General features: G+C 54.7%; 14 protein-coding genes and 1 pseudogene. 11 read left to right on the top strand and 4 right to left on the bottom strand.

All coding sequences use genetic code 11. From position 1 onward, the window contains the following. The 3 genes and pseudogenes from Q0482_RS01060 to ileS form a co-directional block, all read left to right on the top strand. Window positions 1-216, top strand: a pseudogene (locus Q0482_RS01060) (hypothetical protein); the annotation flags it as partial. A gap of 964 nt (window positions 217-1180) precedes the next feature. Then, window positions 1181-2551 (top strand): PTS ascorbate transporter subunit IIC, encoded by a 1371-nt coding sequence (locus Q0482_RS01055; RefSeq protein ID WP_299142314.1) that lies wholly within the window; start codon window positions 1181-1183, stop codon window positions 2549-2551. Window positions 2552-3164: 613 nt separating this feature from the next. Next, window positions 3165-6008: an isoleucine--tRNA ligase gene (gene ileS / locus Q0482_RS01050; RefSeq protein ID WP_299142312.1), complete on the top strand. Its 2844-nt coding sequence runs from the start codon at window positions 3165-3167 to the stop codon at window positions 6006-6008. Between the two features lie 621 nt (window positions 6009-6629). Here the strand turns inward: ileS and fliB are convergent. Continuing rightward, the gene (gene fliB / locus Q0482_RS01045) at window positions 6630-7538 is read right to left on the bottom strand and encodes a flagellin lysine-N-methylase (protein WP_299142309.1); all 909 of its coding nucleotides are present in this window, start codon (window positions 7536-7538) and stop codon (window positions 6630-6632) included. A 355-nt stretch (window positions 7539-7893) separates the two neighbouring features. Next, window positions 7894-9558: a ribonuclease J gene (locus tag Q0482_RS01040; protein WP_299142316.1), complete on the bottom strand. Its 1665-nt coding sequence runs from the start codon at window positions 9556-9558 to the stop codon at window positions 7894-7896. 668 nt (window positions 9559-10226) lie between these two features. Between Q0482_RS01040 and Q0482_RS01035 the strand changes: the two genes are divergently transcribed. From Q0482_RS01035 to Q0482_RS01020, 4 genes are all read left to right on the top strand, one after another. Then, entirely contained in the window at window positions 10227-11183 is a 957-nt protein-coding gene (locus Q0482_RS01035) for a DUF2232 domain-containing protein (RefSeq protein WP_299142307.1), read from the top strand. Window positions 11184-11665: 482 nt separating this feature from the next. Further along, the gene (locus tag Q0482_RS01030) at window positions 11666-13657 is read left to right on the top strand and encodes a DHH family phosphoesterase (protein WP_299142304.1); all 1992 of its coding nucleotides are present in this window, start codon (window positions 11666-11668) and stop codon (window positions 13655-13657) included. Beyond that, window positions 13654-14100, top strand: a complete 447-nt coding sequence (rplI, locus tag Q0482_RS01025) for a 50S ribosomal protein L9 (RefSeq protein WP_299142302.1) — start codon at window positions 13654-13656, stop codon at window positions 14098-14100. The genes Q0482_RS01030 and rplI overlap by 4 nt, the downstream gene beginning before the upstream one ends. 846 nt (window positions 14101-14946) lie before the next feature. Further along, on the top strand, window positions 14947-16230 hold the full coding sequence (locus tag Q0482_RS01020; RefSeq protein ID WP_296981708.1) for an adenylosuccinate synthase: 1284 nt from the start codon (window positions 14947-14949) through the stop codon (window positions 16228-16230). Between the two features lie 453 nt (window positions 16231-16683). Here Q0482_RS01020 and Q0482_RS01015 read toward each other — a convergent pair whose 3' ends face one another. Beyond that, window positions 16684-17436: a hypothetical protein gene (locus tag Q0482_RS01015; protein ID WP_299142299.1), complete on the bottom strand. Its 753-nt coding sequence runs from the start codon at window positions 17434-17436 to the stop codon at window positions 16684-16686. Window positions 17437-17554: 118 nt separating this feature from the next. Beyond that, window positions 17555-18223: a hypothetical protein gene (locus tag Q0482_RS01010; RefSeq protein WP_299142298.1), complete on the bottom strand. Its 669-nt coding sequence runs from the start codon at window positions 18221-18223 to the stop codon at window positions 17555-17557. Window positions 18224-19303: 1080 nt separating this feature from the next. On the opposite strand from Q0482_RS01010, the gene Q0482_RS01005 reads away from it, so the two are divergent. The 4 genes from Q0482_RS01005 to Q0482_RS00990 all read left to right on the top strand — a co-directional run bounded on the left by Q0482_RS01005 (window position 19304) and on the right by Q0482_RS00990 (window position 23118). Further along, window positions 19304-19519: a hypothetical protein gene (locus Q0482_RS01005; RefSeq protein WP_299142296.1), complete on the top strand. Its 216-nt coding sequence runs from the start codon at window positions 19304-19306 to the stop codon at window positions 19517-19519. Between the two features lie 29 nt (window positions 19520-19548). Beyond that, the gene (locus tag Q0482_RS01000; RefSeq protein ID WP_299142294.1) at window positions 19549-19788 is read left to right on the top strand and encodes a hypothetical protein; all 240 of its coding nucleotides are present in this window, start codon (window positions 19549-19551) and stop codon (window positions 19786-19788) included. A gap of 11 nt (window positions 19789-19799) precedes the next feature. After that, window positions 19800-20702, top strand: coding sequence for an RluA family pseudouridine synthase (locus Q0482_RS00995; protein ID WP_299142292.1), 903 nt, complete (start codon window positions 19800-19802; stop codon window positions 20700-20702). 1060 nt (window positions 20703-21762) lie between these two features. Further along, window positions 21763-23118 carry a sodium-dependent transporter gene (locus tag Q0482_RS00990; protein WP_299142288.1) on the top strand — a complete coding sequence of 452 codons (1356 nt, stop codon included), beginning with the start codon at window positions 21763-21765 and terminating at the stop codon, window positions 23116-23118. Window positions 23119-23260 lie beyond the last annotated feature (142 nt).

Here is a 23260-nt window from a genome sequence, read left to right as displayed (position 1 = left end):
CCGAACGGTACGTACGGTGGTGTGAGAGGGATGAATAATCTCTACTCGATTGGCCGCGATAGTGGCCAATTCAGCAGGATGGTTATAGGAGAAATGACAGGCAAAGCAGGCCGCCGATTGGCGGTCAGGATAATCGTGGAGTATTATCTCTATGCTCCACCCCGTACACCCTATGGCCCCTCAAGGGGCAACAAGGGATTGTGGCGGGAAAAATGAAGAGTCATTGGCAGTGATTGGTATTCCGGCGGTTCCCCCTTTGGTGCCTGACGGCACCACCTTTCCCCCTCTTCGAGGGGGCACTATGGGTGCTGGGCATGGTGCTCATGTGATGAGAGAGAAAGCATAGAGAGGGGGTATTCTGCCCCCTGAATAGGGGGAAGTCCCGCGAAGCGGGATAGGGGGTGGCCACGATAGTGGCCAATTCAGCAGGATGGTTATAGGAGAAATGACAGGCAAAGCAGGCCGCCGATTGGCGGTCAGGATAATCGTGGAGTATTATCTCTATGCTCCACCCCGTACACCCTATGGCCCCTCAAGGGGCAACAAGGGATTGTGGCGGGAAAAATGAAGAGTCATTGGCAGTGATTGGTATTCCGGCGGTTCCCCCTTTGGTGCCTGACGGCACCACCTTTCCCCCTCTTCGAGGGGGCACTATGGGTGCTGGGCATGGTGCTCATGTGATGAGAGAGAAAGCATAGAGAGGGGGTATTCTGCCCCCTGAATAGGGGGAAGTCCCGCGAAGCGGGATAGGGGGTGGCCACGATAGTGGCCAATTCAGCAGGATGGTACAGGGAGAAGATGGGTCATAAGTGCATTTTACTACTACGGCGGATCCCCCTTTGGTGGCTGGCGCCACCACCTTTCCCCCGCTAAAGCGGTGGGACTATGGGCGCTGGGCATTTCCGCCGACAGGCGGCTATATACGCATTGCCCGAAGGGCAATCCACAATCCTCAGCCCCGCAGGGGCTGTCAAACCTGAGAACCTTCCGGCCGACAGGCCGGTCAAACTTAAGAACCTTCCCTTCTGAACCCTTTTTTCCCAACTCTTTCCTTCACAACCCTTCTACGCAGCCTGCGGCAAAGCCGCGCCCCTTTCCCTTGACTGCCATGATGGAAAAGCGTAAAATCAGATTTGTTTTATTTATTTACCATACATAGGGAAAGGAAAGCAGGAGAAGCATGGGTTTATTGGACATTTTGATGGATGTGGTGAAGCAGCCGGCGCTGATTGTGGGGCTCTTTTCTTTTATCGGCCTCATGGCGCTTAGGAAGCCTTTTCATAAGGTGCTGACAGGGACGCTTCGTCCTATTCTGGGCTATATCATGATGATGGCAGGGGCTAATATCATCGTGGCCAATCTGGAGCCTCTGGGACAGATGATTCATGAGGGCTTCCACATTACCGGCGTGGTGCCCAGTAATGAGGCCATCGTGGCTTCCGCTTCCCGTCTTCTGGGCACGGAAACCATGTTTATCCTGGTGGCGGGGCTCATGATGAACCTGGTCATTGCCCGGCTTACGAAGTTCAAGTATGTGTTCCTTACGGTGCACCACAGTTTCTTCATGGCCTGTCTCCTTTCCGCTGTACTGGGCACCATCGGCCTCTCCGGTGTGGAGCTGGTGCTGGCAGGGGGCTTCCTCCTGGGGGCCTGGAGTTCTATTTCCCCGGCCATCGGACAGAAATATACGAACCGCGTCACTCACGGCGACCACATCGCCCTTGGCCATTTCGGCAGTCTGGCTTACTATATTTCCGCCTGGGTTGGGTCCAAGACCGGCAGGGCGGAGGATAATATCGAAACTATGGAAATTCCGGAGAAATGGGCTTTCCTGAAGGATACCACCGTGTCCACCGCCCTCACCATGATCGTTTTCTTCCTGCTGGCTGCCTTTGCCGCCGGCTCTGACTATGTATCCACCATTTCCCACGGCATGTCTCCCGTCATCTTCGCCATTATGGCGGGCCTTGAATTTGCGGTGGGCGTGGCTGTGGTGAGCGCCGGCATTAATATGATGCTGGGGGATCTCATCCCTGCTTTCAAGGGCGTTTCCGAAAAGGTCATCCCCAACGCGATTCCGGCGGTGGACTGCGTGGCTTTTTTCAACTATGCGCCTACGGCGGTGGTGCTGGGCTTCGTGTCCTCCTTCATTGGCGGCGTGCTTGGCATGCTCATTCTGGGCTTCGCCGGCGGCGTCCTCATCGTCCCGGGACTGGTGGCCCACTTCTTCTGCGGCGCCGCTGCCGGTATTTTCGGAAATGCCACCGGCGGCCGCAGGGGTGCCGCCCTGGGCGCCTTCACCAACGGCCTCCTCATTACCTTTGCCGCTGCCCTTCTCATTCCCGTATTTGAAGGACTGGGCTTCAAAAATACAACCTTCGGCGACTTTGACTTCAATGTGGTGGGCATGGCCCTCTCCCTGGCCTACCGTTTCCTGGGGACTGTGGGCATCTACGGCCTCATGGCCCTGGTACTGGTGGTGCTGGTGGCGCCGAATTTCATGAACACAAAGAACCGGGTCATCAACCAGGACGAAGAGGAGGGCGACTGAGTCACTGGCGCTACTTGACTGTATTCCCGACTGCAAAAGGGTTCAGGCGCCTTGAGGCGCCCGGGTTCAAGCCGCCACCGGGCCTGTCGGCCCTGGGCTTCTCAGATTCCGCCCACAGAGCGGGCCGGTTCAGAGGGCCACCCTCTGAATCTTTTGAACCCTCTGAACCCTCACGACCAAATGAACCCTTTGAACCAGGTTCGCAAGGCGGCCCATTTAAAACTTGCGGCGCAGCCGCCACCACAACCCTCGGGCCATAGGCCCGTCAAACTTCCCCCTTGAACCCTCACGCCCAAAGGGCGCAGCCCCTTTTTTCAAATCCCCTTGACTTACAGCGTTTTAAAAAGTACAATATAAAAATACTGACAGGCGTAGATGAAGACGTTTCGCATGGGCTGATTCCAAAGAGAGCTTCCGTTTGGTGAGAGGAAGCGTTCAGTGTGCGGGAGGATCACTTCGGAGCTTCAGGGAAGAAAAGCCCTGACGGGACATCGTTAACTGTACCAAGTGGCCGGAAGGTCATGAGGGTGGTACCACGGGAAATTGATTCTCGCCCCTTGCGGGCGGGAATTTTTTATTTTGGAAATCTCTGATTTCCTTAGGAGGAATTGAAATGGATTACAGCAAGACTTTACATCTGCCTGAGACAGATTTCCCTATGCGCGGAAATCTTCCTAAGAAGGAACCGGGCTTTGTGGAATTCTGGAGGGAACATGACCTGTATCATGCCCGCCTGGAAAAGAGAAGAAAGGACGGCGCACCCACTTTCGTTCTCCACGATGGACCTCCCTATGCCAACGGCAAGATTCATATCGGCCATGCACTGAATAAGACCCTGAAGGATATCATTGTCCGTTACAAGCATATGGCAGGCTATGAAGCCAACTATATCCCCGGCTGGGATACCCACGGCCTTCCTATCGAATATGCGGTACTGAAGGATTCCGGCGAAGACCGGGCCAACATGACGCCCCTGGAACTTCGGAGAAAATGCCTGGCCTACGCAAAGAAATGGATTGAAATCCAGAAAGCCGATTTCATCCGCATGGGCGTAGTCGGCGATTTCGCCCATCCCTATGTGACCTTTGATCCCCATCTGGAAGCCAAGGAACTGGAAGTTTTCGGTGAAATGGCCAACAAGGGCTACATTTACAAAGGTAAGAAGGCTGTGTACTGGTGCCCTCACTGCGAAACCGCTCTGGCTGAAGCAGAAATCGAATACAAGGACAGAAAGTCTCCTTCCATTTACGTGAAATTCCCGGCAGTGGACGTGAAGGGCCTGGCTCCGGAAGGAGTGCCGAAGGAAAAACTCTTCGCCGTCATCTGGACCACCACTCCCTGGACCATTCCGGCCAATGAAGCCATCTGCGTGAACCCGAAGTTCACCTATGTATGGGTTCACAACAAGGCAGCCGATGAATACTACCTCATGAACAAGGAACTGGCTCCCAAGTCCCTGGAAGAATGCAAGGTAGAAGATTATGAATTCGTAGGCCGTGAAATGACCGGTGCTGAATGGGAACTGGCCACCTTCCATCATCCTCTGCTGGATCGTCTGGCTTATGTGCTGGAAGGCAACCATGTCACCCTGGATGCCGGCACCGGCTGCGTTCATACCGCTCCGGGACACGGCGTGGACGACTTTGAAGTCTGCCAGGACTACAGAAATAAGGGCAAACTGGATCTGCCCATCATCTGCCCGGTGGATGAAAAAGGCCATATGACTGCAGAAGCAGGTCTGGGCCTGGAAGGCAAGACCATCTGGGAAGCAGAAGGACCTGTCATTTCCGCCCTGGCCCATGCAGGCATGCTGCTTGGCAAGAAATCCATCCACCATCAGTACGCTCACTGCTGGCGCTGCAAGAACCCCATCATTTACAGAGCCACGGAGCAGTGGTTTGCTTCCATCAATGATTTCCGGGACAAGGCACTGAAGGCAGTGGACGACACCCGTTTCATTCCTTCCTGGGGCCATGACCGTCTGTACAACATGATTCGCGACCGCCAGGACTGGTGTATTTCCCGCCAGCGCTCCTGGGGCGTGCCCATTCCTGCCTTCTACTGCGATGACTGCGGCAAATGGGTCATCACTCCCGAAACCATGAAGAAGGTAGAAGAAATCGTAGAAAAAGAAGGCACCGACGCATGGTGGGCCCACAGCGCCGAAGAGCTGCTGCCGGAAGGCTTCAAATGCCCCCACTGCGGCGGCACCCATTTCCATAAGGAAAAGGACATTATGGACGTATGGTTCGACTCCGGCTCCACCTGGAACGGCGTCCTCCGCTATCCCCACAAGGAATGGGAAGGCGTGAAATACCCCTGCGACCTCTATCTGGAAGGCTCCGACCAGCACCGCGGCTGGTTCCACTCCTCCCTCCTCTGCTCCGTAGCCGTCAATGGCCACGCTCCCTACAAGGCAGTCCTCACCCACGGCTTCACCATGGACGGCGAAGGCCGCAAGATGAGTAAATCCGTAGGCAACGTAGTGGCTCCCCAGGATGTCATCAACAAATACGGCGCCGACGTCATGCGTCTCTGGATTTCCTCCGTAGACTACCAGGGCGACGTACGCCTCTCCGATAAAATCATCAAGTCCATGAGCGACGTGTACAGAAAAATCAGAAACACTTTCCGTTACCTTCTGGGCAACCTCTCCGACTTCGACCCGAAGAAAGACAGCGTAGCCTATGAAGACATGGAAGAATTGGACCGCTGGGCACTGCTCCGCATGGAACAGGTAAAGGAAACAGTCCTCAAAGCCTATGACGACTACCAGTTCCATGTCATGTACCATGCAGTCCACAACTTCTGCACCGTGGACCTTTCCTCCATTTATCTGGACATCCTGAAGGACCGTCTCTACACCGAAAAGGCAGACGGCAAGCTCAGAAGAAGCGCCCAGACCGCCATGTACGAAATCCTCACCACCCTGGTCCGCCTGGTGGCTCCGGTACTCTGCTTCACTTCAGAAGAAGTATGGCAGGCCCTTCCGAACAAGGAAGAAAGAGAATGGTCCGTCCACATGGCCGACATGCCCAAGGTAAACGAAAAGTACCTGGACAAAGCACTGGATGAAAAATGGAAGAAACGGCTGGCAGTGAGAAGTGTCGTCACCAAGGCCCTGGAAGAAGCCAGACAGGCCAAGACCATCGGCCATCCGCTGGACGCCGAAGTCACCGTCTACGCCGACGGCGATGAATTCCAGGTGCTGAAAGACATGGAAAAAGAACTGGCCGACTTCTGCCTCGTATCCCAGGCAAAGATCGAAGAAGGTACAGAAAAAGCACCGGAAGGCGCCGCTTCCAACGAAGAAGGCACCGTCAAGTGCTCCGTAGCCGTATGCAATCTGGAAAAATGCGAACGCTGCTGGAAACGGACCCCCGATGTAGGAAGCGATGCCGCTCATCCCCATGTCTGCGCCCGCTGCGCCCATGTACTCCAGGAAATGGGAGAATAATAGAATCCGCTTGACTTGAAAAAGGCAGCAAAAAAGACTGTGAAACATGTAAATCATTTTTCACAGTCTTTTTTCTATCCTTTTTTTAAATCTGCGGCGAAGCCGCCACCACAACCCTCGGGCCAAAGGCCCGTCAAACTTAAGAACCCTCCGGCCGCCAAAGGCCGGTCCATCTTAAGAACCTTTCCCTCTGCCCCCTGAGCGAAGCGATGCACAGCGAACATGATTTGAAGGAGCGCCAGCGACGCACAAATCATAGTGAGTCGTTTCACCTTTAGGTGGAAGTCCGGCGCAGCCGGATAAGGGGGAGCCGCGCAGCGGCTAATCACCAGACTTATCATGTCATATGACACTGAAAGTAAATCCCGTAACGCTGACTTCATAAGCATTGCCCGAAGGGCAATCCACCACCCTCAGCGGCGGAGCCGCTGTTGCCCCCTGAGCGAAAGCGAACACAACCCTTCTACACAACCCGCGGCGTCAGCCGCGCCCCCCCTTTTTTTATAATCTGCGCCCTCAGGGCGCCACCATCACCCTCGGCCCGAAGGGCCGTCGCCCCCTGAGCGAAGCGAACATAACCCGCCGCCGACAGGCGGCCACAACCCTCGGGCCGGAGGCCCGTCAACCCTCACACCGAAGGTGTGTCCACATGCTGTCCAGGAGGATGTACACATTTTCCGTATCATATTCCACCTGCTCAGACCATCGGGTGACGGAGCGGATGAGGTTCCCTGTTCTGGCATATTCCAGAAGGATGAAAGTCACGCTTTCGCTGCTGTAGCAGGCGGCATCTTCTATGTCGTAGGCTTCGCATTCATCCAGCTGGCGGTAGAAAATGTACCGGTACAGATTGGTAAGGAAATGGGGCGGCAGGTTTTCTGCGAGACGTTCTGCTTTCCGGCTGAGTTCTTCTTCATGGTCTTCCATGAAGGACAGGGATTCTGTCCACTCCCGGTCAATGGGATTTGTCTCCTCCAAAAGCTGCAGCACCTGGTGCACCTGGTCTTTTGAAAAAGAAGGATGGACATAAAGAAGGCGGCGGGGCAGGGTGAGGGAGAGTCGGCTCAGCAGGTCTTCAAAGGAAAGGAGTCCTTTTTCTCCTTTTACCGCAAAGACCATTTCTCCTTCTTCTGCCAGAAGCTGCTCCACCGTTTCTTCGCAGGCCAGCCCTGTACCGGCAAGGGTTACGTCTTCCTCCCTTTGGCTGTCATAGGTAAATTTGTAGAACCGGGGATGGTCCCGGCAAATCTGGCAGAGACTGGAAGGTCCCATTTCCAGAATGAGCCGGCAGAGCCCTTTTTCATTCAGAAAATGGCAGTATCCCTGATCGTTCAGCCGGAAGCAGGCGCTGCCTTCGTCGCCGGTGGTCATCCATGCACGGAGTTCATCGCCCAGAGGACCGGGGGTATGTCTGTATTTGCGGGCAGTGTCTTCATCAATATCGATTTCCCATTTCTGGCAGCAGGTGTGGCGGCATTTGTCCGCCTTACAAGCAAAGGAAGGGAAGAAGGTAGGGAAAATGGTAATCATGGCAGGGCTCCTTGGTGGGAAAAGGTTTCCTGTTCGGTATGGCACTATTGCAGCTCATCTCAATAGGAAACTATTTGGCGGGAGATTTCTCGACTCCGCTTCGCTCCGCTCGAAATGACGGGGCGACATGGCTCCATTGCGGCTCATCGCGACAGGAAACTGTTTGCGAAAGGTTTCCTGTTCGGCATGGCATAGGTGTGGTTCATGGCGGCAGGAAATTGTTCGACGGGAGATTTCTCGACTCCGCTTCGCTCCGCTCGAAATGACGGGGCGGCATGGCACCATTGCGGAGCATACCGGCAGGAAACCGATTTTCAACAAAAATCCCCGTCCATGGCAGGGCGGGGAAGAGGATTTATTTCACTTCCTGGATAATGGGAAGAATCATGGGGCGCCGTTTGGTGCGGTCGTAGAAGTACTTGCCCAGGGTGTCACGGATCTGGGTCTTGATGGCGTTCCATTCGGTCACGTTGCCTGCTTCGCAGCGGTCCAGTACGGATTCGATGCGGTCTCTGGCTTCCGTGAGGAGGGCTTCGCTGTCTCTTACATAGACGAAGCCGCGGGAAACGATGTCCGGGCCTGCCAGAACCTGGTTGCTGCCCTTTTCCAGGGCGATGACTACGATGACCACGCCGTCCTGTGCCAGCTGCTGGCGGTCGCGGATGACGATATTTCCTACATCCCCTACGCCCAGGCCGTCAACGAAGACAGGGCCTGCCTGTACTTTGCCGTTGATTTTGGCGCTGCGGTTGGTGAATTCGAAGACGGAGCCGTTTTCACCGATGAGGATGTTCTGTTTCTTCACGCCCAGACTTTCAGCCAGTTCTGCATGGCTGCAGAGCATGCGGTATTCGCCGTGAACGGGGATGAAGAATTTCGGGTGCACCAGGGAGAGCATGGTTTTCAGGTCTTCCTGGGAGCCGTGGCCGGATACGTGCACCCGGGTGGTAGAGCTGGTCACTACATGGGCGCCCAGTTTCATGAGGCTGTCGATGGTGCGGCCTACGCTTGTTTCGTTGCCGGGAATAGGGGAGGCGGAAATAATGACCGTATCGCCGGCATGGATGGTGACCTGGCGGTGGCTGCCGTCGGCCATGCGGGAGAGGCCTGCCATAGGTTCGCCCTGGCTGCCGGTGGTGAGGATGCAGAGGCGGTCGTCTCTGTACCGGTTGATTTCCTCCGGTTCGATGAAGGTGCCTTCCGGTGCGGTGAGGTAGCCCATTTCCAGGGCGATATTCACTACGTTTACCATAGAGCGGCCGAATACGCAGACCTTGCGTTTGTAATGAACGGCAGCATCCACGGCCATCTGGATACGGGACACGTTGGATGCGAAGGTGGCCAGGATAATGCGGCCCCTTGCTTCGCCGTAGGCTTCCATGAGGGAGCGGGTAACCACCGCTTCCGACGGAGTGTAGCCGGGATTCTGGGCATTGGTGGAGTCGGCGCAGAGCACCAGCACGCCCCGGTGGCCCAGTTCGGCCAGCTTGTACATATCGGTCTGTTCGCCGTCCACCGGGGAATGGTCGAATTTGAAATCGCCGGTGTGGACGATGGTGCCGATGGGGGTACGGAGATAAATGCCGCAGGAATCAGGAATGGAATGGCAGACATGGAAGAATCCGAATTTAAATGAACCGGCTTTGAATTCATCTCCTGATTTCACGACATGTAAATCATAATTGGAAATATGGGCTTCCTTGAGCTTGCCTTCGATGAGGCCGCAGGTCAGGCGGGTAGCATAGACCGGCGCGGAAACGTCCCGCAGCAGATAAGAAAGGGAGCCAATGTGATCTTCGTGACCATGGGTAATCAGAATGGCTTTGATCTTATCCCTGTTCTCGATTAAATAACTGAAATCGGGGATGACAATATCAATCCCCAGCATATCTTCTTCCGGGAAGGCCATGCCTGCATCAATTACGATAATTTCGTCGCCGTAACGGAAAACAGTCATGTTCTTCCCGATTTCCCCCAGTCCTCCCAGGGGAATAATTTGTAATCTAGCTTTTGCCAAGATTAAAATCCTCCTATTCAATTGTTAAGCTGCTGAAAAGCATTACATATATAAAAAATGAAATTAAAAAAGCCGTTCCATAGTCGCTTTTCATATTATAACACAAGGGGGAAGGGGTGGTGGGAAATATTTTATGGAGGCGGTCGGCTATCGGCTGTCGGCTATCAGCTGTCAGCTGTCAGCTTCCCGCCGGACACAGTCATCCTGGGCGACAGCGATGGATCTCGGCAGGCGCAATATTTGAGGCAAATGGCATTAAACCGGTCGGCGGGAAGACGTCAGACTATCAGACGTCAGACATCAGACTTCAGACTTCCCGCTTTCCACCGTCATCCTGAACGAAGTGAAGGATCTCGGTGGGAGGCGGGAAGGTAAATCCCGTAACGCTGACTTTATATTCATTGCCCGCAGGGCAATCCACAACCCTCAGCCGCGAAGCGGCTGTTAAACTTAAGAACCTTCCGGCCCACAGGGCCGGTCCATCTTGAGAACCCTTTCCATCCACAACCCTTCTACACAACCTGCGGCGAAGCCGTGCCCCTTCGGCCGCAAAGCGGCCGTCAACCTTCCACTCTGAATCCGGGCCGCGAAGCGGCCTCATTCTGCACAAACCACGTGGATATGGTACAATAATATATCTACATTATATGGTATAGAACAAGGAGCTTTTTATGAACGATCGTATTTCCGGAGAAAATCATGCCATCGTGCTGGCGGGCATGTGCACGGCGCTGGTGGTAGTGCTTTCCCTTCTGGGGTTTTACATGCCCCTTCTTTCCACGGTGGTATTTCTTCTGATTCCTCTTCCCATTGCCTATCTGGGCATGAAGGAAGGGGTGAAATGGTCCATCGTGGTGACCACCGGTGTGCTGGTGCTGGATTCCACCTTCTTCGGTGTGGTGTCCGCCGCCTTTGTGTGTGCCATCTTCGGACTTCTGGGCGTAACCATGGGAATCTGCTACCGGTATAAGGTGTCGGCGGCGAAAACACTGCTGGCCGGAGCGGCGGTGGTAGCGGCAGCCCTGGTGGCAGAGGGCATAGCCACTCTCTATCTCCTGGGCCTTCCCAGCCTCATGTTTGGCGGGGAAGGACTGGCCCAGGTGAAGGAGAGCATGCTGGAAACGCTGCCTTCCTTCTACAGCGGCGAAGCCTTGGACCAGGCAAAGGAAAAGGTGGATTTCCTTATGGATGCCATGGAGAAATCGGTGCCCTATACTCTGGTGGCGGTTTCCGTTTTCTATTCCTGGGCTTCCATGACCCTGGGCTCCCATGTATTTAAAAAAATGGGCATTACCGACATTCCTCACCTGCCGCCCTTTGAGCGGTGGGAATTTCCCAAGGGCACCCTGGCCCTCTATCTTCTGGTGCTGGCAGGGCAGTATTTCTTCAAGGACCAGGAACAGGTATCCTATGTGGCCTACAACCTGGGCACCCTCTGCGTTTCCATTTTCTGGCTCCAGGGCCTGTCGGTGGTGTGGTGGCTGCCTCACCGCTATCCCTTCATGAAGCCGCTGCGCCTTTTCATTATGATTCTTTCCGCCTTCATCGGCGCCATCCAGATGTTTGTCGTATTCCTGGGCATTGCGGATATGGCGGTGAATTACAGGAAGAATAGGAATTACCAGTAGAGGCAGTAGTGACGCTTGGTTGTATTCCCGAAGGTTGACAGCCGCTGCGCGGCTGAGGGTTGATGGCGCCTCCGGGGCTGGCGCCCCTGGGCGCCAAGGGTTCTGCCTGTGATCGGCTTCGCCTTACAGGCAGTTTGAGGGCTTCGCCCAGGGGAGTTATATAGTATCGCTGCGCTGGCGAGGCAGGCGCCTTCGGCGCCATTTTATTGCCGCCTTCGGCGGCATTCAAAACTCATTGCCCGCAGGGCAATCCATAACCCTCAGCCCCGCAGGGGCTGTCAAACCTAAGAACCCTCGGGCCATAGGCCCGTCAAACTTAAGAACCTTCCCCTCTGAACCCTTTGAACCTTTTGAACCCTCTGACCCCGGGCCACTTCGTGGCCCATCATAAATTTGCATTCGTTCCTGATTTCGAGTAGGATTAGGGTAGACTGGCTTATGCCGGTGGAAAATTATCGGTTTTGAAATCGAGGTTAAAGAAAATGCTGAGCGATATTTGGGTGTACAAGAAGACATCCCGCATTATGATAGCACTGCTGCTTGTGGCGGTGGTCATGCTGGCGACCCAGAACTGGCAGCTGGGACTTCTTCTTTTCATCATTGTGGCAGGCTGCATTGTCTATATCAAGCGCTGCGATTTCTATCAGGAGAAGAAGCTTTCCCGGTATCTGGACGATCTGTCTGCCGGCGTGTCGGCGGGAACGGTGTATGCCGTGAAGAATCTTCCCGTAGGCATTGCCATGATGGACGAGAAGAAGGAACTGGTCTGGGCCAATAATGTGTTTCGGAACTGGATAGGGAAGGATGCCCAGGAGGGCGTCCGTTTCCAGAATCTCATTTCCGGACAGAAGATTTCCAAAATCTGGGGCAAAACCGGCTGGTTTGACTGTCATGCCGGCGGCACCTATTTCCGGGTATTTCATAAGTTCATCGACGTGGATATCGGCGGCGGCACCCAGTCCCCCTTCATGGTCTTTTATTTCATGGACCGCACGGATGTGGAAGTGGCGGTGAAGGAATGCACCGAGGCACGGCCGGTATTCGGCATCATCCGCATCGACAATGTGTCCGAGGTGACCGCCGACATGACGGATATGGAAAAATCGGCCCTCCTTTCCGACGTGACGGAAAGGGTGCTGTCCTATTTCTCCAGCCGGGACGGATTTATCAAGCAGTACTCCACCACCGATTTCGTCACCTGCATATCCCAGAAGGCACTGTCGGACATGATGGAGGATAATTTTGATATTCTGGACAGGGTACGGGAAATCCACACGGTAAACCGCATTCCCGTCACTCTCTCCATCGGCATCGTGCAGAGCGAGGACAGCTTTGCAAGACAGTTTGAGGAAGCCCAGGTATCCCTGGACCTGGCCCTGGGCCGGGGCGGCGACCAGGCCATTGTGCGGGTGGGCAAGGACGTGAAGGCTTTCGGCGGCAAGTCGCCTACGGCTGTCAGCTCCACCCGCGTCAGGGTGAGGGTGGTGGCCCAGGCGCTGAAGGAAATCATCGACGGCGCCGATGTGGTACTGGTCATGGGCCATGCCCACGAGGATTTCGATGCCCTGGGGGCGGCGGTAGGCGTCTCCCATCTGGCCCGTTCGTCCCATAAGGAAACACATATTGTTCTTTCGAAAGAAAGGGACACCTGCCGCAAGATGGTGGAAGCCATTGAAGGAAGCGGTGTGGCAGAGGGCCTCCTCATTGATGAGAGCCAGGCTAAGGGCCTGGTTACCGACAAGACGGTGGTGGTGGTGGTGGATACCCATATACCGGAACTGGTGGCGGCGCCGGAAGTGCTGAGGAAAGCAAAGAAGAAAGTGGTCATCGATCATCACCGGAGAGCCAGCTCCATGATTACTTCCACCCTTCTCACCTATATGGAACCATCCGCTTCCTCTGCTTCCGAGCTGGTGAGTGAACTGGTGCAGTACTACGGCGGCGACGAGGAAATGAACGAACTGGAAGCATCCTGCCTCTATGCAGGCATTGTGGTGGACACGAAGAACTTCGCCGTCCAGACCAGCGTCCGCACCTTCGATGCAGCCAGCTTCCTGCGCCGCTGCGGCGCCGATACGAAACTGGTGCACCGCCTCTTTGAAGAGGATATCAGCAGTATCCGAAGCAAGGCGGAAATCCTGGCAGGCATGAAACTCATAGACGGCTCCATTGCCATTGCCGCCTGTCCCGAGGATGCGGAGGAATCCCAGATTCTGGCAGGCCAGGTGGCGGACTACCTTGTTACTATCAAGGAAATCCGGGCCAGCTTCCTGTTTTACTATACCGATAAAGGACTCTGTCTTTCCGCCCGTTCCGATGGCTCTGTCAATGTGCAGGTAGTCATGGAAGCCCTGGGCGGAGGCGGCCACCTGACCGTTGCCGGTGCCCAGCTGGGGAAAGAAGGAAATAGAGAAAATGCGGAGAAAGTGATTATTTCACAGGTCCGCAAACAAATAAAGGAGGAAAAAGAATGAAAGTCGTACTCTTACAGGATGTAAAGAAAATGGGTAAAAAGGGAGATGTAGTAGAAGTCTCCGACGGCTACGGCCGCAACGTGCTCATCCGCAAAGGCCTGGGCGTGGAAGGCACCAAAGCCAACCTGAACACCGCAGCCCAGCGCCAGGAATCCAAGGTCTTCAAGGACAAGGTGGCTGCTGACGAGGCGGTCATCATGGCAGCCCAGCTCAAAAAAGTAAAGGTTGTCATCAAAGTCCAGTGCGGCGAAGACGGAAGAATCTTCGGCTCCGTCACCGGCAAGGACATCAGCGAAGCTTTGGAAAAGCAGTATAAATTCAAACTGGAAAAGAAAAACATCCGTCTCAAGAGCCCCATCAAGAACCTTGGCGAATACGATGTGGAAGTATGGGTACACCAGCAGGTGACCAGCACCGTCCACGTATCGGTTGTAGCGGAATAAAAAAGAGGGGCTGTGAAGAAATGATTGAACATTTTTTCACAGCCCCTTTTTGTGTCACTAGCGGCGCTTTACTGTATTCCCGAAGGTTGACGCACCCTTCGGGTGCGAGGGTTGATGGTGCCTCCGGGGCTGACGCCCCTGGGTGCCAAGGGTTCTGTCCGGGACCGGCTGACGCCTCCCGGACTGTTTGAGGGCTCCGCCCAGGGTAGTTATAAAGCCTCGCTGCCGCTGGGGAGGTACGGCGCCTGTGGGCGCCAATATAAATTGCCGCAAAGCGGCATATATACTCATCGCCCGTAGGGCGATACCACAACCCTCGGCCCAAAGGGCCGTCAAACCTAAGAACCCTCCGGCCCATTGGGCCGGTCAAACTTAAGAACCTTTTTCCACAACCCTTCTTCACAACCTGCAGGGAAGCCGCACCCCGCTGAACCCTTTCTGCCGACTGGTATTTACTTACAGATGAGACACTAGTGTCATGCACCGGGATTCTTTGCTTTTGCCCAGAATGACTTGCCTGGCAGGAGGTTAAGAACGTAACGCTGACTTTATAATCATTGCCGCTTCAGCTGCAATCCACAACCCTCAGCCCCGCAGGGGCTGTCAAACCTAAGAACCTTCGGGCCAAAGGCCCGTCAAACTTAAGAACCTTCCCCCCTGAACCCTTTGAACCATCTGAACCTTTTGAACCTTCACGCCCAAAGGGCGTGTCCATGCGGCCCATATCTTTGCCCCATTTCCCTTCAGATGGTATAATATAATCGTGATTGTGCGAGAAAAAGCGTACATGGTAAATTTTCCCATCCTCCGGCATGGGAATTCCGATTCAGGAAGGAAGAATGAATAATGGCAACAGCAATGGTAATCGGTGCCCAGTGGGGCGACGAAGGCAAAGGCAAGATCGTTGATTATCTGGCCGCGAAGGCAGATGTGGTAGTCCGTTCCCAGGGCGGGAACAACGCAGGCCACACGGTAGTTACCGGCGGCAAGGCATATCCGCTCCGCCTTATGCCCAGCGGCATTATGTACCCCGGCACCATCTGCATTATCGGCACCGGCGTGGTAGTAGACCCCAAGAGCCTTCTGGAAGAAATGAAACGGCTGGAAGACCAGGGAATCGACGCCCGTCACCTGCAGATTTCCACCCGTGCCCAGGTGGTTTTCCCCTACCATATCCGCCTGGATGAAGCGGAAGAAGCAAGGAAGGGCAGCCGCAAGATCGGTACTACCAAGAACGGCATCGGACCCTGCTATGCAGATAAGATCAACCGTATCGGCATCCGCATGTGCGACCTCATGGACAAGGAAACCTTTGCAGAAAAGCTGAAATACAATGTAGCCCAGAAGAATATGCTTCTGGAAAAACTGTACGGCATGGAAGGCTTTGATTATGAAACCATGCTGGACGACTACCTGGGCTATGCGGAAAAACTCCGTCCCTATGTAAAAGATACGAACTACACCGTGCAGACCCTGGTAAAAGAAGGCAAGAACGTGCTCTTCGAAGGCGCCCAGGCTTCCATGCTGGACTGCGACAACGGCACCTACCCCTTCGTTACCTCTTCCCATCCTACCGCCGGCGGTGCCTGCATCGGCGCCGGCATCGGACCCCATATGATGCAGAACATCTTCGGCGTAGTGAAGGCGTACAGCACCCGCGTAGGCCAGGGCCCCTTCCCCACGGAACTCCTGGATGAAACCGGCGACTACATCAGAAATACGGCCCATGAATTCGGCACCGTTACCGGCCGTCCCCGCCGCGTAGGCTGGCTGGATGCAAGGGCTGTCCGCTACGCTGCTGCCCTGAACTCCTTTGACTACCTGGCCATTACCCGCCTGGATATCCTGGACGACATGGAAGAAATCAAAGTCTGCACCGGCTATGAATACGAAGGCAAAGAAGTGGAAGAATATCCGGCAGACCTGAAATTCCTGGAAAACATCACCCCTGTATACAAAACATTCAAGGGCTGGAAACAGAAGATTTCCGACATCCGCAATTACGACGAACTCCCGGCACTCTGCAAAGAATACCTGGACGGCATTTCCAAACTCATCGGCGTGCCCATCGGCATTGTATCCGTAGGCCCCAGCCGTGAACAGACCATCGTTCTGAAGGATGTATTCTGATACCAATCAAAAAAAACGCTCCGAAAGGAGCGTTTTTTTAGTGTCAAAATGGAGAGCGGGCTGTATTCCCCCATGCAAGAAGGTTCAGGCGCCTGCCGGCGTCCGGGTTCAAGCAGTCATCGGGCTGCCGCCCTTGACTGCCCAGGTTCCGCCTACAGAGCGGGCTGGTTCAGAGGGAAGAGAAAGGTTCAATGGATTGACGGGGCTTTCGCCCCGAGGGTTTTACGGTTTTGCCGCCGGCAGGCGGCATTATAAACTCATTGCCGCGAAGCGGCAATCCACAACCCTCAGCGTCCAAAGGACGCTGTCAAACCTAAGAACCTTCCGGCCGTAGGCCGGTCCATCTTAAGAACCCTTTTCTTCCACAACCCTTCTACACAACCTGCCTGCGCCAGCAGGCCACAACCCACGGCGGAGCCGTGCCCCTTCGCACCCAATAGGCGCAGCCCCCCTTCATGCCTTGGCCAGCACCAGGCATATAAGTCCTGCCAGGAAGAAGAGGATGTATGCCGGCAGGCGGTAGTCCGTATAGAAGGTATCCTCTTCCCGCTCCACCTCTTTATAGGGGCGGGCCTGCAGATTTTCATAGTGGCTTTCCGGTATGAGGCCTTTGTAGAGCTCCGACAGATACTGGGCATAGGATAGGGTTTCCTTGGAGAAGAACCAGAAAACCGGGGTGTAGAGGGGCACTTTGTCCTTGTCGCAGAGGTAGGAGAGGCCTTCGGTGATGAGGCTTTTCAGGACGGCGTCGCTGTCATCCAGTTTCCGCTCCGCCTTGGCGGCCATGTGGTCAAAGAACTCATGACAGGCTTTGATTTTTTCTTCGGAATAAAGATAGGGCAGATTGTCCGGAAGAAGGGATATGTCCCCTACGCCACGGCCGGGATCCGCTTCCTTTGTGAGAAAATCGGGGAAATCCTTTTCCACCTTTTCAAAACCGTCGTACATGCTTAAAAGGGGCGGATAGTCCCGGGCAAAATCCTTCAGCACGAAACGGGCGATGTAGAGGCGGAATACCACGTAGTCCGAAAGGAAACGGCACCAGTTTGCCCGGTCCCGCTCCAGCATGACGATCCGTTTCTTTTTCAGAAACAGGCGGAAAATCATGTGAAGACCGTAGCTTCCCTGGGGCTTGGACATATATGAAAAGAAGGCCCGCTGACACACGGTGATACCCATATTTTCCAGATAATCCACCATATCCATCAGAAGGCCTCCTTCCATAAGAGAAGCACGGATTCCCTTATGGATCCATGCTTCTTATCTTCTGCTATGTTTTCATTGTACTCTTGCTTTCCCCTTTTGAACAGTCTCTCCAGGAAATTTACAAAAGCATGACCAGACAGCTTACTGCCAGTCCTGTGAGGAAGGCCAGAAAGGAGGGGTCCACCGCCGCCTCTTCCGACAGGGAGGGAAGAGAGGGGGTAAAGCTTCTGGCGCGCCGGTAAATATGACAGGGGGTGAGGGAGGACAGCTTTCCGGAAACCAGGGAAAGGAAGGCCCTTGTTTCCTCAGAAAGCAGGGAAATCATAGGTCCGTCCACCTTTTCTCCCGAAAGGGAGGCAATGGCGGCAATCATTTTTTCTATGGAATGGCTCGATTCTTCCTCCATACGGCGGAAATCGGAAAAACGTCTTTCCACATGGGCTTCATCCGGCAGACGTCCGCTGCCTGCCACAAGGAAAGAGCCGTTCAAACTTTTTAAGGTGGAAAGTGTGGACAGGGTGAGGGACAGATGGGACAGCCCCTCCCGAAGACCTTCGGCCATGGAAGACATGCAGCCGAAGCCGCTGGGGAAACGGAGAATATGCTTCTCTGCCAGGTAAAGGCGGAAGAGAATGTAGTCCCAGAGGAACCCTTCCGAAGGCCCGGCACCGGGGCGGCTCTCCGCCAGGGAAAACAAATCGGAGCCATCGGCAGAGGCGGTATAGGAATAAAGAGCCGCCTCGATCAAACCATACCCTTCGTATTCCATGTACTCTGCATTCGTCATAGCAAACCTCCCGAGCTGCCCAAAAACGCTATGCCATGATTTGATTTTATTATAAAAGAAATGCATATAACAGGGCTAATAAAAAATATCTATGATAACCTAAAGATTATATTTTGCATCTTACCGTCTATATTCTGCACTTCACCGGCGACAAGAGGAAGAAATCCTTCCTCTATGTAGTATAGACGGACTAAGGGTATAATAAAAATAGGACTATAGCATGTAACATATGCGAAAATTATTAGTGAGCTAGTGATCTAGTGAGCTGGTGAGCTGGTGAGCTGGTGAGCTGGTAGGGCGCTGCGGGCTGTCGGCGGTGGTCAAGGTCAATTTTAATCTCACTGCGGCTATTTCTCCTTTGGTGCCTGCGGCACCATCTTCCCCCGCGCAGTTCGGTGGGGCGGCAAATGGAAAGTGCTTCCTTAGAATGACTTGCCCGGCAGGAGAGTAAGAACGTAACGCTGACTTTATAATCATTGCCGCGTCAGCGGCAATCCACAACCCTCAGCCCCGCAGGGGGCTGTCAAACCTAAGAACCCTCCGGACGATAGGCCGGTCCATCTTAAGAACCCTTTCCTTCATAACCCTTCTACACAACCTGCCGACGACAGGCGGCGCCCCTTCGCGCCCAAAGGGCGCGCCCCTCTGAACTCTCTGAACCCTTCCCGCCGACTGGTATTATTTAGTGAGCTAGTGAGCTGGTGTACTAGTGAGCTAGTTGGAGTCACTTGCGGCATACACCAGAAGTGTTTCCCGCCGACTGGTATTTACCACCGGATGCCTCCAATGTGCCTGGTATCAAGATTCTTCGCCTGCGGCTCAGAATGACTGCGTCCGGCGGGAAGGCCCGTAACGCTGACTTTATACTCATCGCCCGGCAGGGCGATACCACCCCCCTTGGGCCCGCAGGGCCCATCAAACCTGAGAACCTTAAGAACCCTCGCCCGCGGAGCGGGCGTTCACCTTCCCCTCTGAACCCTTTGAACCCGGTGGGGCCCAAAGGCCTCCACCTATTGCCTTTCCTTTCTCTTTCGTGTAGCATAGAGGGAAATGACAGAATGATTTCACCGGGAGGAACACATGGCACAGGCGAATCGTATTTCCATAACTATCACCATGGGGGAAGAGGGGCTTACCCTTCATTCCGACGGCAGCAGGAAGGAAACCCGCATCCTTTTGGCGGCGGCGCTGGCTTCGCTCCATGGCATTCCGGAAGACCATGTGGAAGATGTGGACGCTTTTCTGGCGGCCCTTGCCGACTCCTACAGAGACGACAGGAAATCGATGCTTCCATGACCCGGTGAATCCATCACAAAGGAGAATCTATGGAAGAACAGAAAGAAGCTTTGATCCAGGTCATTGAACATGACCATGGAAGGATAGAAATTATTATAGACAGGGAGGCCTACAGACCGACCATGACATCCCTGTCCCAGGCCATGTGCGGCGCCTTCGATATTGCCGGCGAGCATGACAAGGTGGTATATCGTGCCATCCGGGAACTTACGGAGCGGGGGATTCGGGAAAGAAACGGCAAAAGGCAGAACTTCCCCCAGGGGCGGTGACAGGAGGAACCATGGAAGAGTGGACCATTGGCAGGAAGGAAGAAGGACGGCGGCTGGATGCTTTCCTTATGGAAAGAAAGGGCTGGAGCCGTTCTTTTTTCATGAAGGCCCTGCGGACGAAGAAAATCAAGGTAAATGGAAAGAAGATGGAGCCCTCCTACCGCCTTGCGGAAGGGGATGCAGTCCGTTCCTTTGTGCTGGAAATCAAAAAAAGCCGGCCTGTGGATATCCTTTATGAGGATGAGAACCTGCTGGCTGTGAATAAGCCTGCAGGCCTCCTTTCCCTGGACGTGACGGAAAAGACAGAAGACACCATGCTGGACCGGGTGAACGGCCTCCTTGCGGAAAGAGGGGAAAAGCCCGCCTATCCGGTGCACCGCATTGATTTCAATACCAGCGGCATCCTTCTTCTCGCGAAAAACGGAAGGGCCGGGGAAATCCTTGACCGCATGATTAAAGAAAGAAAAATCAGGAAATCCTATCTCTGCGTGGTGAAGGGCAGGGTGATGCCGGAAAAGGGGCGGCTGGAAGACCAGCTCTTCAAAGACGCGAAAAAGAACCGGGTCTACGTGGCGGACCATACCGTGAAGGGCTCCAAAACCGCCATCACCGATTACCGGGTCATTGCTTCAAGAGACGGCCTCTCCCTGGTGGAATGCCGCCTCCTCACCGGCCGCACCCACCAGATCCGCTGCCAGATGGCCCACGCCGGCCATCCCCTTCTGGGAGACGATAAATACGGATCCAAGGAATGGAACCGGGAAAAAGGCGAAAGAAGGCAGCTTCTCTCTTCCTATAAGACCACCTTCGATTTCGGAGAAGAGGGGGGCATCCTTTCCTACCTCTCCGGAAAGACCATCAAACTCTCCCGCGTGCCATTTGTGGAGAAGTATTTTAAGGGAGTAGAGATATAAGGTCGTTCTTACGGTGTTCCCAAATGCAAGAAGGTTCAGGCGCCTTCGGCGCCCGGGTTCTATCGGTCATGTGCTATGCACTGACCGATGGGTTCTGCCCACAGAGCGGGCTGGTTCAGAGGGAAGTATGTAAAAGGTTCTCAAGATTGACTGGCCCGGTGGGCCAGAGGGTTCTTACGTTTGACAGACGCTTCGCGTCTGAGGGTTGTGGTATCGCCTGACGGCGATAAGTATATAGGCTGCCTGTCGGCAGCAGGCTCATTTGGTGGCTGGCGCCACTACCTTTCCTGTGGAGAAAAGGGCCACGAAGTGACGAAGGGGGGGCGAGGCTGCAAGGCACGTTGATACTCTACATTGGTATGGACACCGCCGAAAGGCGGGCTATATAATCATTGCCGCGTCAGCGGTGCACAGCGAACTGGATTTGTAGGGAGTCGTCAGACGACTGAAAATCCAGTGAGTCGTTTCCCCTGTGGGGCAATCCACACCCCTCAGCCCCGCAGGGCCCATCAAACCTGAGAACCTTAAGAATCCTCGCCCGCGGAGCGGGCGTCCACCTTCCCCTCTGAACCCTTTGAACCCTCACGTCCAAAGGGCGTGTCCATGCACAGAGATTTTTCGCCTAGAATGACTTGCCCGGCAGGAGGTTAAGAACGTAACGCTGACTTTATACTCATCGCCCGGCAGGGCGATACCACAACCCTCGGGCCAAAGGCCCGTCAAACTTAAGAACCTTCTGGCCCACAGGGCCGGTCCATCTTAAGAACCCTTTCCTTCACAACCCTTTTACACAACCTGCCGCCGACAGGCGGCGCCCCTTCGCGCCCAAAGGGCGCACCCCTTTGAACCTTTTGAACCCTCTGAACCCTCACGCCTGAAGGGCGTGTCCACAGGCGATACCACCACCTTCGGCCCATAGGGCCGTCAAACTTTAGAATCTTAAGAACCTTCGGGGCCGAAGGCCCCGTCAACCCTCACGCCCAAAAGGCGTGTCCCAACTGGCGCCCCGCGTCCAATAGATGTATAATACCTTCTATACATAATATAAAGGAGAGGTTACATGGAAAATCGCGACAGTTTCAAATCCCGCCTGGGCTTCCTGCTGGTCAGTGCAGGCTGCGCCATCGGCATAGGGAACGTATGGAAATTCCCCTATATTACCGGCGAATACGGCGGCGCCGTATTTGTTCTTTTTTATCTCTGCTTCCTCCTTCTCATGGGAATTCCCGTTATGACCATGGAGCTGGCCGTAGGCCGGGGCGGCAGGAAGAGCGCCGTCGGTGCCTACAGGGCACTGGAAAAGCCGGGGAGCTTCTGGCATGTCCACGGCTGGTTCTGCGTACTGGGCTGTTACCTGCTCATGATGTACTACACCACCGTATCCGGCTGGATGCTGGCCTATTTCTGGAAATTCCTCACCGGCACTTTCAGTGGGATTTCACAGGACGCCATACCGAAAGTCTTTACCGCCATGCTGGGAAGTCCCTGGGAAATGGGAATTTTCATGGCCCTCACCGTGTTCCTGGGATTCCTGGTCTGCGGTCTTGGCCTTCATAACGGGGTGGAACGGATTACCAAGGTCATGATGTCCTGCCTCCTTATCCTCATCGTGGTGCTGGCCCTTCACAGCCTCTTCCTTGAGGGAGGCGAACCGGGCCTTGCCTTCTACCTCCTTCCCGACTGGGACCGGGCGGTGGAAGCGGGCCTTGGCAACGTGGCAGCCGCTGCCATGAACCAGGCCTTCTTCACTCTGTCCCTGGGCATCGGCGCCCTTGAAATTTTCGGCAGCTACATGACCGACGATTTCACCTTAACCGGCGAAGCGGTGCGCATTACTGCTCTGGACACCTTCGTGGCACTCCTGTCGGGCCTCATCATCTTCCCCGCCTGCTTTGCCTACAACGTCCATCCCGACCAGGGCCCCTCCCTGATTTTCATTACCCTGCCGAAAATCTTTACCGACATGACCGCAGGCAGGCTCTGGGGCACCCTCTTCTTCGTCTTCATGACCTTCGCCAGCTTCTCCACCGTTACCGCGGTATTTGAAAACCTCATCGCCTGCGCCATGGACAACTTCGGCTGGACAAGGAAGAAATCGGTGCTGGTGAACCTTGCCATCGTATTCTTCTTCTCCATCCCCTGCGTACTGGGCTACAACGTCCTCTCCGGCGTGAACTTCATCGGAGCCAGGGACGTACTGGACAGCGAAGACTTCCTGGTAAGCAACCTCCTCCTCCCCGGCGGTGCCCTGGTGTACCTCCTTTTCTGCGTCACCCGCTTCGGCTGGGGCTTTGACAATTACATTGAAGAAGTGAACAAAGGCAGCGGCATGAAAATGCCCCGCTGGCTGAAACCCTACTTCCAGTTCATACTCCCCGTCCTCATCCTGGTCATCCTGATCCGCGGACTCATGTGATGGAAAGCGCCCTTTCGGGGGCGCTTTTTTATATGGCCGCAAAGCGGAATTTCAAAAATTTTATTGAGGCTGTGAAGAAATGATTGAACATTTTTTTACAGCCCCGGCCGCCTGCGGCGGCCTCCCCCTTCCACCACTACGT

The sequence above is a fragment of the uncultured Dialister sp. genome, assembly GCF_937959425.1.
GTDB lineage: Bacteria > Bacillota > Negativicutes > Veillonellales > Dialisteraceae > Dialister.
This window is presented reverse-complemented; position numbering and strand designations above follow the sequence as displayed.